Origin of the sequence: Luteitalea sp. (genome assembly GCF_022842525.1) — a bacterium.
Taxonomy (GTDB): Bacteria; Acidobacteriota; Vicinamibacteria; order Vicinamibacterales; family Vicinamibacteraceae; genus Luteitalea.
Genome location: NZ_JALHPM010000164.1, coordinates 1 through 14253, shown reverse-complemented (window position 1 = coordinate 14253; position 14253 = coordinate 1). Strand labels below are relative to the sequence as shown.

The following is a 14253-nucleotide window of genomic DNA, read 5'->3' as shown; positions in this document are numbered from 1 at the left end:
GCGCCTGATCGTCCGCGTCTGAAGCCCCGCGGGATGGGATGCGCGTCCGGCGTGTCCCATCTCCGCGTATCCTGTGGCGCGATGTTCCTGTCCGGCGTCATCGAAGGCTTCTACGGCCCGCCCTGGACGACGGCCGAGCGCCACGCGGCCTTCGACCAGATGGCGGCATGGGGACTCGACACCTACCTGTACTGCCCGAAGGACGATCTGCACCACCGGGCGATCTGGCGCGAGCCCTACGGCGCCGCCGACGTCGCCACGATGGCGGCGCTGATCGAGGCGTGCCATGCGCGCGGTCTCCGCTTCCTGTACGGCATCGGTCCCGGCCTCGACATCCGCTACGGGGATCCTGCAGACCGTGAGGCCCTGCATGCCCGTGCCGCCCAGATGCTCACCATCGGCATCGATGGTCTGGCCGTGCTGTTCGACGACATCCCCGACCGCATCGACGAGCGAGACCTTGCCCGCTGGGGCAGCCTCGCGGGCGCGCAGGCCGATGTCGCCAACGAGCTGTTGCCCCGCGTGCGCGCCCACACGCCCGGCGCACGGGTCCTCTTCTGCCCGACGCCGTACTGCGGTCGCATGGTGGCGGCAGGCCATGGTGGCGCGGGTTACCTCGACGCCCTTGGCGCGGCGCTGCACCAGGACATCGGCGTCTTCTGGACCGGACCGGACATCGTCTCCGCCGAGATAGGCGTCGACCACATGCAGGACATCGCCCGTCGGCTTCGACGCCCGCCGATCCTCTGGGACAACCTGCACGCCAACGACTACGACGGTCGCCGCGTGCTGCTCGGGCCCTATGCCGGACGCCCGCTGGCGCTGCGCGACGAGGTCGCCGGCATCCTGACCAACCCCAACACCGAGTTCCCGCTCGACTTCATGGCCCTGCGCACGCTCTCGCTCTACCTGCGTGCCGACGGCACGTGGGATCCACGAGCCGCCTGGCTCGCGGCGTTGCGCGAGTGGCTGCCGTCCTTCGAGACCGTCGGGGGCCCGATCGAGTTCGACGACCTGGTCCTGCTGGCCGACTGCTACTACTTGCCCTGCGAGGAGGGACCTCGCGCCGAGGCGCTGCTGGCGCGTGCCCACCTGGCCCTCGCCGACACGTCGGCGTCGTGGCGCGAGCACGCCACCGCCTGCCTCGGCGAAGCCACACGCCTGCGGGATCTCTGCGGGCGCCTGGCCACGCTCAAGCAGCGCCCGCTGTTCCACGCCCTCAGCCGCCGCATCTGGGATCTGCGGGAGGAACTGGATCTGCTGGTGCGGGCCGTCGAGGCGCGGCTCGCGACGACCGACGGCACCGTCGCCTTTCGTTCCGATTTCCACCTGCCGCGGACCTATCGCGGGGGCACCGCCGCCCGGCTGCAGCGACTGCTGACGCAGCACCCGGACGGCACGTTCACGGTGCAGGTCCCATGAGCACGCCGATCATCCGACTCGCGCGCCCCGATGATCGGGCGGGCGCCTACGACGTCTGTCTCAGGACCGGCGATGCCGGCGACGATGGCGCGCCGGTGTTTCGTGAGGATCCGGATGCCCTGGGGCGCCTGTTCGTCGGCCCGTATCTCGCGTTCGAACCCGAGCTGAGTCTGGTGCTCGAAGACGACGAGGGCATCTGCGGCTACAGCCTGGCGGCCCTCGACTCGCGGCGCTTCTATGCGCGCTACGACGCGGAGTGGCGACCGGACCTCTGCGCGCGCTACCCGGATCCGCAGGGCGATCCCTCGACCTGGACGCGCGTGCAGGAGGTGTACGGCTGGTACCACCACCCGGACTACTTCTGTCCCGACCCGTACGAGCACTACCCGTCGCATCTGCACATCGACCTGCTGCCGCGCGCGCAGGGCCGAGGCCTCGGGCGACAACTCATCGCGCAGGTACTGGACCGGCTGCACGAGCGGGGCTCACCAGGCGTGCACCTCGGGATGTGGGCGCGCAACACCCGTGCCTACGCCTTCTACACCCGCCTGGGCTTCCACGAACTGGCACGCATCGGCACGCCGGAGACGGGCAGTCTCTACATGGGCACACGGCTTGATGGGAGGGACGCCTCGCCGAGGCGTCCGACAGAGGACTGATCATGACCGATACGCTCGCGCTGTTGGGCGGGACACCCGTTCGTACACGATCGTTTCCCGCGTGGCCCGTGTTCGACGCGACCGACGAGGCGCGACTGGTCGCGGCTCTGCGCAGCGGCAAGTGGGGTCGGCTCGCGGGCGACCAGGTGGCCGAGTTCGAGCAGCGCTTCGCCGCGATGCACGGCTGCCGCCACGGCATCGCCGTCGTCAATGGCACGGTCTCGTTGCGAATCGCGCTGATGGCGGCGGGACTGCAGGCCGAGGACGAGGTCATCGTCCCGACCTACACCTTCCTCTCCACCGCCACCGCCGTGGTCGAGGCCAACGCCGTGCCGGTGTTCGTCGACGTCGACCTCGACACCTTCAACATCGACCCGGCGCTCGTCGAGGCGGCGATCACGCCACGCACGAGGGCCATCATCCCGGTGCATTTCGCCGGGCAGCCGGCCGACATGGCCGCGATGCTCGCCATCGCCGAGCGCCACGGGCTGTTCGTGCTCGAGGACGCCGCGCACGCGCACGGCGCCTCGTGGCGCGACCGCCCTGCGGGATCGATCGGGCACGTCGGATCGTTCTCGTTCCAGTCGAGCAAGAACCTGACGTCGGGCGAGGGCGGCATCATCGTGACCAACGACGAGGCGCTGGCGGCGTCGTGCCGGTCGATCCACAACTGCGGGCGGGTCGAGGGCGGCATCTGGTACGAACACCACGTCATCTCGGCCAACTACCGGCTCGGCGAGTTGCAGGGCGCGCTCCTCAACAGTCAGCTCGATCGCCTCGAGGCGCAAACCACGACGCGTGATGCCAACGGGCGTCACCTCGCCGCGCGCCTGGCGGCGCTGCCGGGCCTCCACCCGCAGTCGCGCCCGGCGGACGTCACGACGCACAGTCAGCACCTGTTCATGCTGCGGCTCGATGCCGCGGCCTTCGGTGCCCCGCGCGCCGCCGTCCTCGACGCCCTCCAGGCCGAGGGCATCCCGTGCAGTGGCGGCTACGGGTTCCCGTTGCCCTCCCAGCCGCTGTTCCGGCACAAGGCCTTCGGGCCCTACCTGGCGCACGTGCGCGATCGCCTCGACTACACGCAGGTCTCGTGCCCCAACAGCGAGCTGATCTGTCGCGAGCAGGGCATCTGGTTCGATCAGTCCATGATGCTCGGCAGTCGCGCCGACATGGACGACATCGCCGACGCCATGGAGAAGGTCCACAGGCATCGCGACGCCCTCGCGGCGCGTGCGCTGCAGGCGCGCTGACCGTCGTGACGCGACTGACCGCCTTCCTCACCCGCTACGTCGTGCCGGCGCTGACGGCACTCAGCGAGAACACGTCGATGGCGGCCATCCGGGCCGGGATGGTGTCGGTGGTGCCGCTGACCATCATCGGCGGGCTGTTCCTGGTGGTGTCGTTCCTGCCGGTCCCCGGGTGGGAGGCGATGGTTGCACCTTACGCGTCACTGCTGCAGATCCCGGTGACGGCCACCTTCGGCATCCTCGGCCTGGTCGCCTGCATCTCGATTGCGCACGACCTCGGCACACGCCTCGGGCAGGAGGCGCTGGTCAGCGCGACGATGGCGGCGACGGTCTTCCTGTTGATCCAGATCGAGCCGACAGACCTCACCTTCAGGACGCCGGGGCTCGGCTCTCAGGGGTTGTTCACGGCCATCATCATTGCGCTCATCGTCGTGCGGACCCAGAAGGTGTTCACGGACCGCGGCATCGTCATCACCATGCCCGAGACGGTGCCGTCGGTGGTCTACCAGTCGTTCCTGTCGCTGGTGCCGCTGCTGTTCCTGGTGGTGGGGTTCTGGCTGGTGCGGTTCGTGGCCGGTGTCGACATCAATCAGGTGGTCCAGGCGGTGTTCGGCCCGCTGGTGTTCGCGCTGAACACCCTACCGGGCATCCTGGTCTACGCGTTCCTCGTGAGCCTGCTGTGGTCGGTCGGCATCCATGGCGACAACGCCCTCGACGCCATCGTCTCGCCGATCTTCCTGCAGTACCTCGCCGAGAACGTGGCGGCGATGACGGCGGGGCAGCCGTTGCCCTACGTGACGGCCAACGGGTTCTTCACGACGTTCGTCAACGTCGGCGGCACCGGGGCCACGCTGGCGCTGGCGTTGATCCTGGTGGGATCGCGGGACGCCGCGTTCCGGCAGGTGGGGCGGGTGTCGTTGCCGACGCAGGTGTTCCAGATCAACGAGCCGATCTTCTTCGGCCTGCCGATCGTGCTGAATCCCGTCTTCATGATGCCGTACGTGCTCAACGCGCTCGTGCTGACGACCGGCAGCTACCTGCTGATGTCGTGGGGGCTGATCGGGCGGCCGTTCATCAACGTGCCGTGGACGACCCCGCCCGTCATCGGGCACTACCTGGTGACCGGCGGCGACTGGCGGGCGGCGGTGTGGGGTGTCGTGTCGCTGTGCCTCGCGATGGCGGTGTACTACCCGTTTGCGAAGGCGGCCGAGCGGGCGCGCGTGCATCCTCCCGCGGCACCCGGATAGAATGCCGGAACGCATGGAGCAGCGCAGGAACGGCCCTCTCACGTGGCTGCGCGCCGGCCTCGCCGTCGCCACGATCTCGACGATTGCCGGGTGCAGTGTGCCCGGGCCGACCGTGCCGGACCTTCCCGAGCGCGTCGACTTCGCGCTGCACGTCCGGCCCATCCTGTCGGATCGCTGCTTCAAGTGCCACGGCCCGGACGGAGCCGCCCGCAAGAGCGACCTGCGGCTCGACCAGCAGGACGTCGTCTTCGCGACGCTGGCCTCTGGCAGCACGGCGGTGGTGCCTGGGCGGCCCCGCAGCAGCGAGCTCGTCCGTCGCATCCTGAGCGACGACCCGGCGCTGGTGATGCCGACGCCCGACTCCCACCTCACGCTGAGCGACTACGAGAAGGCCGTGCTGGTGCGCTGGATCGACCAGGGCGCCGAGTGGAAGCCGCACTGGGCCTTCACCGCCCCTGCCATGCCCGAGGTGCCGACGGTGCCCTCGCACGGCACCGTCCGCAATCCGATCGACACCTTCGTCCTGGCGCGCCTGAAGACGCGCGGGCTCGCGCCGCGGCCCGAAGCCTCGAAGGACGTGCTCATCCGCCGGGTGTCGCTGGCGCTCACGGGCCTGCCCCCGACGCCGGCCGAGGTCGCCGCGTTCGTCGCCGACTCCTCGTCCGACGCCTACGAGAGGCTCGTCGATCGCCTGCTCGCCTCGCCCGCCTATGGCGAGCGCATGGCCGCCGACTGGCTCGACATCGCCCGCTTCGCCGACACGCACGGCTATCAGGACGACGTGCCGCGGGACATGTCGCCGTGGCGCGACTGGGTCATCGCGGCCTTCAACCGCAACATGCCGGTGGATCAGTTCATCACCTGGCAGATCGCGGGCGACCTGCTGCCCAACGCGACGCGCGAGCAGCGCCTCGCCACCGCCTTCAACCGCCACCACATGCAGAGCCAGGAAGGCGGCATCGTCCCCGAAGAGTATCGGGTCGAGTACGTCGCCGACCGCGTGCAGACGCTGGGGCGGGCCTTCCTCGGGGTCACGCTCGAGTGCGCCCGCTGCCACGACCACAAGTACGACCCGATCCGGCAGAAGGAGTACTTCCAGCTCTACGCCTTCTTCAACAGCATCAACGAGGCCGGGCAGGCCCCCTACTCGGGGATGGCGAGTCCGACCGAGATCCTGCCGTCGGCCGAGGCCGAGGCGCGCCTCGCCACGCTGCGCACCGAGCGTGAGGCACTCGAGAAGGCCGTCGCCCACGACGCTGCCGACTACGACGCCGGCTTCGAGGCCTGGCTGCGGGCCCCGCGCCGCACCGAGGCGTTGCCGGCCACGGACGGGCTCGTGGTGCACCTGCCGCTCGAGGACATGCGTGCCGGCAGCATCCGCGTCACCACCAAGGACAAGGGCACGATGACGGTACCTGCCCAGGTGTTCGCCAACCTGGGCAGCGTGCGCGGCCCCGCTTACCTCGGGGGCGATCAGGATCGCGCGCCGGAAACCGTACCGGGCCGGCTCGGCAACGCGCAGCGGCTGCGCGGTGATGCCGAGATCAAGGCGCCGGACGAGGCGGCCTTCTTCGATCGCCACCAGCCGTTCTCGCTGGCCACCTGGATGCGGATCGACACGAAGGGCACGGCCGGTCCGCTGATCGCCCGGTCGGGCAGCTTCGCCAACGGCTATCGCGGCTACCTCGTGAAGGTCGAGGCCGACGGCACGCTGACCGCGGCCCTGCACCACGTGGCGCCCGACGACTCGATCGAGATCCGCACCACCGACGCCATCGCGCCCGGCGAGTGGCGGCACCTGTCGCTGACCTACGACGGGTCGAGCCGCGCGCCAGGCCTGCGCCTGTTCCTGGACGGCCGCCCGCTCGCCACCCGCACCATCGTCGACAACCTGAAGCGCAGCCTCATCACCAGCGGCATCGAGGGTCGACAGATGTCGGGCGCACCGCTCGGCCTGCGGCTCGGCAGCATCGGCGAGCTGAGCAAGGAGTCGCTGCGCGACGTTTCGGTGGACGATTTCCGCGCCTATGCCCGCCAGTTGAGCGACCTCGAAGTGGCGTCGCTCGCCAGCGGCACCAACGCGCTGCAGGCCCTCATCGCGCGCGACCCCGCGCAGCGCTCCGCGGCCGACCGCGCCCTGTTGCGGCAGCACTACGTCCTGCGCGCCGACACCACGTTCCGCACGCGCCTGGCGACGCTCACCACGCTGCGCGGCGAAGAGAACACGCTGCTCACCGCCCAGCCCAGCGTGATGACGATGCGCGAACTGCCGTCGCCGCGGCCCACGTTCATCCTCGCGCGCGGCGCCTACGATGCGCCCACCGATCCCGTCACGCCAGGCACGCCGACCGCCATCCTGCCGTTTGCCAAGGGGCTGCCCAACAATCGCCTCGGGCTCGCCACCTGGCTGCTCGATCCGGCCAATCCGCTGCCGGCGCGGGTGTTCGTCAACCGCTACTGGGCGATGGCCTTCGGGCGAGGTCTGGTGCCGACGGCCGAGGACTTCGGCAGTCAGGGCCAGATGCCCAGCCATCCCGAGTTGCTCGACTGGCTGGCGACGACGTTCGTGAAGTCGGGGTGGAACGCCAAGGCGCTGCAGAAGCTGATCGTGACCTCGGCCACGTACCGGCAGTCGTCGCTGGCCGATGCCGAGACCCGCGCCACCGACCCCGACAACGTCTGGCTCGCCCGCGGTCCAGCCTTCAGGATGCCGCTCGAGCAGGTGCGCGACAGCGCCCTCGCGGCCAGTGGCCTGCTCGTGCGCCGCATCGGTGGCCCGAGCGTGTACCCGTATCAGCCGGCGGGGCTCTGGGAGTCACTGGCGGCGGGCGCGAAGTATCCCCAGTCGACCGGTGAGGGGCTGTACCGCCGCAGCTTGTACACGGCGTGGAAGCGCGCGGCCCCGCCGCCGTCGGCCATCGGCTTCGATGCCTCCGAGCGTCTGACCTGCATCGTCACGCGGCAGCGGACCAACACGCCGCAGCAGGCGCTGATCCTGCTCAACGACCCGCAGTTCGTCGAGAGCGCGCGCGTGCTGGCCGAGCAGGTGATGCGCGGGGAGACGACGCCGGCTGGGCGCGTGACGCAGGCCTTCCGGCGCGTGATCACGCGGGCGCCGTCGGCCTCCGAGGTGACGCACCTCTCCAGGCTGTTCGAGACGACGCGGGCACGGTTCGCGGCGTCGCCCGCTTCGGCGGTCGCGTTGCTCGGCACCGGCGAGCACCCGCGCGACGCGGCACTGGACCCCACCGACCTGGCCGCGTGGACGGTGGTGACCAGCACCATCATGAATCTCGACGAAGCCGTCTTCACGCGCTGAGGGTGGGGGTGACGGCCCGCTCGGAGAGCGGGCCTACCCAGGCGCGGGGAGCGCTACACGCGTGGAGGATCCGTCTCGCGGGCGAAGTGGCGGTGCGCGGCCAGGGCTGCCATGAAGGCCTGCCCCGCGTCCGCCGCGTCGGCGCCTGGCGCGCTGACGAGGCCGGGGTCGGCCTCACCGGACGGCAAGGTCGTCGGCACGCCGGCCTTCGACAGCAGCGTCTCTCCCGCTCCGAACACCAGCATCGGCTTGCAGTGGCGGTACTGGTCCTTCACGAACTCCATCACCCGCCCATCCATTGCGAGCTGTTCGATGGCTGATGCCCCATCGGGAATGACCACGGCGTCGAACAGCACCGACGGCATCGCCTCCACGGTGACGTCCACCTCGATCTCCCCACTGGTGGTCTGCACCGCGCCGAGGCGTGACCCGACCCAGCGCGGCAGTGCGCCGGCCGACAGCAGGGCGTCTGACACGATCGTCAGCGCCTCGCCATCGACCCCATCGGCCACGAGCATCGCCACGCGGCGCGCCTGCACGCCGCCGTGGCCAGGACGCGCCCGCAGCGACAGCGCCGGCGAGTGCGTCACCTCGGGCGTGATGTCCTGTTCGAGGACCTTCGGCATCGGCGCCGGCAGCTGCCGCATGCCGAGGCCGGTGGCCACGGCCTGGGCCATCTCGCGGTCGACGTGCAACAGGCCCGACACCATGCGCTCGCGCACCGCCGGCACCTGCACCCGCGACAACTCGAACCGGAACGCGTTGATGATGTGCTGCTGCTCGGTCGGCGTCTGGCTGTGGAAGAACAGCCGGGCCTGCGTGTAGTGGTCGGCGAACCGCTCCGGCTTGCCGCGCACCGTGTGCGCCGCCGGCTCGATCGGCGCGGCGTAGGGCACGAAGCCCTTCGCTCCGGCCTGGAACGGGCACCCGCCGCCGAGCGAGTTGGGCTCGTACGACACCCGGCCGCGATTGATCGTCTGCCGGTGCATGCCGTCGCGCTGGTTGTTGTGCACCTGCGCGATCGGCGTGTTGATGGGGATCTCGTGGAAGTTCGGCCCGCCCAGCCGCGAGATCTGCGTGTCCACGTACGAGTGGATGCGACCGGCCAGCAACGGGTCGTTGCTGAAGTCGATGCCCGGCACCACGTGCGCCGTGCAGAACGCCACCTGCTCGGTCTCGGCGAAGAAGTTGTCCGGGTTGCGATTGAGCACGAGCTTGCCCACGGGCCGGATCGGCACCAGCTCCTCCGGGACGATCTTGGTCGCGTCGAGCACGTCGAACGTGAACGACTCGGCCTGCGCCTCGGTGAAGATCTGCAGCCCGAGCTCGTACTCGGGGAACGCGCCAGCCTCGATGGCCTCCCACAGGTCGCGGCGATGGAAGTCGGGGTCTGCGCCCGAGATCTTCACCGCCTCGTCCCACACCAGCGAGTGCGTGCCGGCCGTCGGCGTCCAGTGGAACTTGACGAAGTGCGACTCACCTGCGGCATTGACCAGTCGGAACGTGTGGACCCCGAAGCCCTGCATCGTGCGGTAGCTGCGCGGGATGGCCCGGTCGGACATCGCCCACATCAGCATGTGGGTGATCTCGGGCATCAGGGACGCGAAGTCCCAGAACGTGTCGTGGGCGCTGCCCGCCTGCGGCATCGCATGGTGGGGCTCGGGCTTGGCGGCATGCACCAGGTCGGGGAACTTCATCGCGTCCTGGATGAAGAACACCGGCATGTTGTTGCCGACGAGGTCCCAGTTGCCGTCCTGCGTGTAGAACTTCACCGCGAAGCCGCGGACGTCGCGCGCCGTGTCGGTGGAGCCGCGTTCACCGAGCACGGTCGAGAAGCGCACGAAGACCGGCGTCTGCCGGCCGGCCTCGGAGAACAGGTCGGCCCGGGTGAACTCGGTCAGCGACTCGTAGCACTCGAAGACGCCGTGGGCCGCCGACCCGCGCGCATGGACGATGCGCTCGGGAATGCGCTCGTGATCGAAGTGCGTGATCTTCTCGCGGAGGATGAAGTCCTCGAGCAGCGTCGGCCCGCGCAGCCCGGCCTTGAGCGAGTTCTGGTTGTCGCCAACCGGCACGCCCTGGTTGGTCGTCAGCGTGCGTGCCGTCGAGTCGGCGCGCACGCGGTCGAGCGTCGTGTTCGTCTTGTTGACGCCGATCACCGGTGAGCCGCTGCCGACCTTCTCCGACGTCTGCGACTCCTGCACGGTGCTGGCGCCGACGATCGGGTCGCCAGGCTCGACGGCCTGGCCCATCGGGGGCGCCGTCGTCGTCGCCGGGTCGTACTCGGCCGCCTTGCTGGCGTTGAACGGCATGCGGGCCGCCAGCTGCTGTGTGCCGGCGAACTTCGCCGTCAGATCATCGCGCCAGTCATGCGCTGGAGGCGGCGTGGCGCGGCCCGACACGGTGGCACGGCTGTTGGGATCGACGGGGCGGACGTGTTCGGGTTTGGGACGACGTGTATTGGGCATCGACGTTCAACGCTCGGGAAACGAAGGGACCGGCGGGTGGACGTCGATGAAGGAGCAATGCGGGTGCCAGGCCTCAGGGCTTCAGGTGCGCGTCCAGGACGTCGCGGACCTTGCGGGCCAGCGCGCCTGGTGTGAACGGCTTCTGCAGGAAGGCGTCGGTGGCCGCCTCCAGGCCATGCCGCACCACGGCATCGTCGGTGTAGCCGCTCATGTAGAGCACGCGCATGTCGGGGTAGCGCTTGCGCAGCGCATCGGCGAGCTGGCGCCCGCCGGTGCCCGGCATGACCACGTCGGTGAGCAGCAGCGCAACCGTCGACAGGGACTCGTGCGGCAGGGCCAGCGCCGTCGCGGCCGAGTTCGCCTCGTGCACGACGTAGCCCTGCATCTCGAGGGCGAGCTTCGTGAACCGGCGCACCGCGTCCTCGTCCTCGACGACGAGCAGCGTCTCGTGCCCGTCGGGCGTCGCCTGCAGGCCGTCGGCCGGGGCCGCCGCGGGCTCGCGCTCGACGGCGGGGAACAGCACGTGAAAGGCCGTCCCGCGCCCGACGTCGCTGTCCACGGTGATCGTGCCGCCGGCCTGCTTGACGATCCCGTAGACCGTCGCGAGGCCGAGGCCCGTGCCCTTGCCGACACCCTTGGTGGTGAAGAAGGGCTCGAACAGGTGCGACTTGACCTCCGCCGACATGCCGGCGCCGCTGTCCGAGACCGTCAGTCGCACATACCAGCCCGACGGTACGTCGGCCGACTCGGTCGACTGGGTGCTCGGCACCAGGGCGACCCCCGTCGACACCTCGAGCAGTCCGCCCGTCGGCATGGCGTCGCGGGCGTTGACGACGAGGTTCATCACGACCTGCTCGAGCTGCCCGGGGTCGACGCGGATCTTCGGCAGATCGGGGGCCAGGGCGACCTCGAGCCGGATGTCCTCGCCAATCAGGCGCCGCAGCAGGCGAATCGACGCCTCGGCCGTCGCGTTGAGATCCAGCACCTTCGGCTCGACGATGGCCTTGCGGCTGAAGGCGAGCAACTGCGCCGTCAGCGCAGCGGCGCGGTCGCCGGCCTCACGCACCGACAGCAGCGCGTCCCGCTCCGGCGCCTCGGACGACATCTGGCCGAGCAGGAGCGTCGTGTAGCCGTTGATCACCGTCAGCAGGTTGTTGAAGTCGTGGGCGACGCCACCGGCCAGCTGACCCACGGCCTCCATCTTCTGAGCCTGCCGGATCTGATCCCGAAGCCGCTTCTCCTCGGTGATGTCGCGGATGAAGCCGTACATCGACCGTTGCTCGACGATCGGGATCACGTTCCACGAGAACCACCGGTAGCGCCCGTCGCTGGTGCGGTAGCGGTTCTCGAAGCCGTAGACCACCTCGCCGCGCAGCAGGCGCTCGCCGGCGGCCAGCGTCGCCGGGATGTCCTCCGGATGGACGAACTCGATCCAGGGGCGCGACTGGAGTTCCTCTGTCGTCCAGCCGAGCCGCTGCGTCCACGCCGGATTGAGCTGGTGCAGGTACCCGTCGAACCCGGCGATGCACACCGGGTCGGGCGAGTTGTTCCACAGATAGTCGCGTTCCTCGAGGGCGGCCAGGCGCTCCGTGATGTCGGTCGAGATGCCGCAGATGGCGTACGCTGCGCCGTCGCGGTCGAAGAGCGGGAACCGCATCGACAGGTACGACACGACGCGCCCGTCGGGGAGTTGGCCGCGTTCCTCGACCTGATGGGGACGCAGCGTCTCGAGCACGACGGCGTCGTTGCGTTCGAAGTCGGTGGCCAGTGCGTCCGGCAGCAACTCCCGGGCGGTGTGACCGATCCACTGCGCCGCGGGAATGCCGATCACTTCGACGAGTCGCTGGTTGACGAACTGGTAGCGGCCGGAGAGATCCTTGAGATAGACGATGGCCGGCGAGGCGTCGAGAACGTCGCGGAACCGCGCCTCGCTGGCGCGCAGGCCCTCCTCGGCGAGGTGGTGCTCGAGGGCGACCCGAATGAGGTGGGCGGCGCCGGCCACGCGCTGACCGCCGCCTGACGCGCCTGGATCGGGTGCGGCACTCACCCCGCCCGACAGCAGCGCGAACGCCTGGGGGTCCGGGGGACCGGGTTGGCGCCGATAGACGGCGAAGGTCCCCAGCACCTTGCCTCGCGGCACGCCAGCGACGTGCCCGCTCGCGAGAATCGGCACCGAGAGGCACGAACGCAGGCCGTGCGCCAGTGCCGCCGCCTTGTAGACCTGCCAGACCTCCGAGGTCTCGATGTCGTCGGCGACGACGGTCTCGCCGAAGTGGGCCGCGGCGCCACACGAGCCGTTCAGCGGTCCGACGGGCGCCCCGTCGATATCCTCGTTGTACGCCGCCGGCAGCGACGGCGCGGCCCCGAGGCGCAGACGCCCCGCCGCATCGACGAGCAGCACCGAGCAGAGCGAATGCTGCAACTGCTCTTCGACCAGCGTCACGACCTCGGACAGGATCGTCGTCAGCGGCGTGCCCTGGGCGATCATCTCGAGCACGCGATTGTGTCGGACCAGCGCGTTCTCGCTGCTCGTGCGCTCCGTGACATCGATGGAGATGCCGGTCAGGCGCGTCGGCGTGCCATCGGCGCGGCGATCGAGGTGCCCCCACTCCTGGAGCCATCGGTACGATCCATCGGCGCGCAGCACCCGGTAGAGGTTCCGGTATTCGTCGCCGCCGCCGTCGAGGCAGGCTGCGACCCCGCTCTGGAAGAGGTCCCGGTCGTCCGGATGCACGCGGGCCACCACGTCGGCCACGCTCTCGGGGGCGCCGACGTTGGCCGGCAACGCCGGCTCCTTGCTGTAGTAGCGCACCACCCGATCGGTGTCGGCGTCCCAGGTGAAGGCCGCGGCTCCGGCGGCTTCGAGCACGATACGCAGGCGCTCTTCGCTCTCGCGCATCTCCTGGTCAGCCTGCTTGCGTTCGGTGATGTCCTGGTCGGTGCCTTCGACCCCGGTCACGGCGCCGGTGTCGTCACGAATCACGCTGGCGCGGCTGTGAATCCACAGGGTGCGGCCATCGGGGCGCACCATGCGGAAGTCCTCCGCGTAGCCCTCCCCGCCACGCCTGATGGTCTCCACGCGGGCGATGGCCCGCGGGCGATCGTCGGGGTGCAGGATGCGGAGGAAGGCCTCGAAACTGGGCGTGGTCGAGCGATCGACGCCGAACAGCTCGTAGATCAGGTCCGACCACCAGACCTCGCCGGTCTCCGGCGTCCACGTCCAGCTGCCGATGCGCGCCGCCCGCTGCGCCAGGTTCAGGCGGGCTTCACTCCGGCGCAGCGCGTCCAGGGTGGCGCGTCGTTCGGCGACCTCCGCGGCTTCCGCGTGCGTGGAGGCCGAGATGTCCTGGGCGATGCCGAAGACGCCGACGATCGTGCCGTCGGGGCCGGGCACCGGACGCACGCTGGCATCGAGCCAGATGCGCGATCCGTCCTTGCGGTAGTCCTCGCACTCGCCGTGCCACTCGGCGCCCGCCAGCACCGCCGCGATCTGCGCCGTGACGTCGTCTCGCACGTCGGCGGGGAGGCGCTCCACCAGCGGCCGGCCGACCATCTCCTCGGCCGTCCAGCCGAACACGCGCGTCGCCCCGTCGTTCCAGTAGGTGACGCGGCCCTCGGCGTCGGTCATGACGAGGGCGTCCCGGATGGCGGGAATCAGCAGCGCGGCAAGCGCGACTGCCTGGTCCGGCAACGGAGGCGTGCCCGGAAGGCCCATGGTCGTGATGCCGAGTATAGTCGCGCGCATGCCTGCCCGCGTTCCAGTCACCCGTCGGCGCTTCATCGACACCCTGGCAAGCGTTCCCGCGGCCGCCGCCCTCGGCACGCCGGCCCTCGCGGCCGGTCACGTGGCTCCGCAGGCCGTGGCGCCACCAGCGGCATCGGCCGCCCCGC

Annotated in this window: 7 protein-coding genes; 5 read left to right on the top strand and 2 right to left on the bottom strand. The window is 70.2% G+C overall.

The annotated features are described in order from the left end of the window. The 5 genes from Q0C41_RS24155 to Q0C41_RS24135 form a co-directional block, all read left to right on the top strand. Positions 1-1422, top strand: a 1422-nt coding sequence (locus Q0C41_RS24155) for a beta-N-acetylglucosaminidase domain-containing protein (protein WP_291988212.1), incomplete at its 5' end; no start/stop codon positions are given. After that, complete coding sequence (locus tag Q0C41_RS24150) at positions 1419-2081, top strand: N-acetyltransferase (RefSeq protein ID WP_291988210.1); 663 nt, start codon at positions 1419-1421, stop codon at positions 2079-2081. The genes Q0C41_RS24155 and Q0C41_RS24150, both read left to right, overlap by 4 nt. 2 nt (positions 2082-2083) lie before the next feature. Beyond that, positions 2084-3331, top strand: a complete 1248-nt coding sequence (locus tag Q0C41_RS24145; protein WP_291988208.1) for a DegT/DnrJ/EryC1/StrS aminotransferase family protein — start codon at positions 2084-2086, stop codon at positions 3329-3331. A gap of 5 nt (positions 3332-3336) precedes the next feature. Continuing rightward, positions 3337-4575 (top strand): PTS transporter subunit EIIC, encoded by a 1239-nt coding sequence (locus Q0C41_RS24140; RefSeq protein ID WP_291988207.1) that lies wholly within the window; start codon positions 3337-3339, stop codon positions 4573-4575. Positions 4576-4588: 13 nt separating this feature from the next. Continuing rightward, the gene (locus Q0C41_RS24135; RefSeq protein WP_291988206.1) at positions 4589-7894 is read left to right on the top strand and encodes a DUF1553 domain-containing protein; all 3306 of its coding nucleotides are present in this window, start codon (positions 4589-4591) and stop codon (positions 7892-7894) included. A gap of 53 nt (positions 7895-7947) precedes the next feature. On the opposite strand, the gene Q0C41_RS24130 is transcribed toward Q0C41_RS24135, so the two are convergent. Further along, entirely contained in the window at positions 7948-10362 is a 2415-nt protein-coding gene (locus tag Q0C41_RS24130) for a catalase (protein ID WP_291988204.1), read from the bottom strand. Positions 10363-10435: 73 nt separating this feature from the next. Further along, on the bottom strand, positions 10436-14107 hold the full coding sequence (locus tag Q0C41_RS24125; RefSeq protein ID WP_291988202.1) for a PAS domain S-box protein: 3672 nt from the start codon (positions 14105-14107) through the stop codon (positions 10436-10438). Positions 14108-14253 lie beyond the last annotated feature (146 nt).